1 protein-coding gene is annotated in these 246 nt (G+C 57.3%); it reads right to left on the bottom strand.

Annotated elements, in window-relative coordinates; translation table 11 throughout:
- A partial coding sequence (locus KVT34_RS30780) for a hypothetical protein (RefSeq protein ID WP_217563352.1) occupies window positions 1-190 on the bottom strand: 190 nt, incomplete at its 3' end.
- Window positions 191-246: the final 56 nt, after the last annotated feature.

Raw genomic sequence — 246 nt, 5'->3', positions numbered from 1 at the left:
TCGTTACCATCGTCACCTCATATCCTTCCGGCGGAAGATGGGTTTCAAGCACTGGAGGGTGGATAGGACCATCACCACCAATAAATAATGGCGGTCGTTCGCGAGGCACGTCTAACAAAATGGTGGGTTTCACTGCCGGCGGGATATCCGGGTTTCCCACGTTTACCCCGGGATTTTCTGGATTCGGCACGGGTGGTATTGCCCTGGGCTCAGGGGGCCTGGTCCCTCCGTCTCCTCCCTCCACTC

It is taken from the genome of Paenibacillus sp. GbtcB18, from assembly GCF_019091125.1.
Lineage (GTDB): Bacteria > Bacillota > Bacilli > Paenibacillales > NBRC-103111 > Paenibacillus_F > Paenibacillus_F chitinolyticus.
This window is presented reverse-complemented; position numbering and strand designations above follow the sequence as displayed.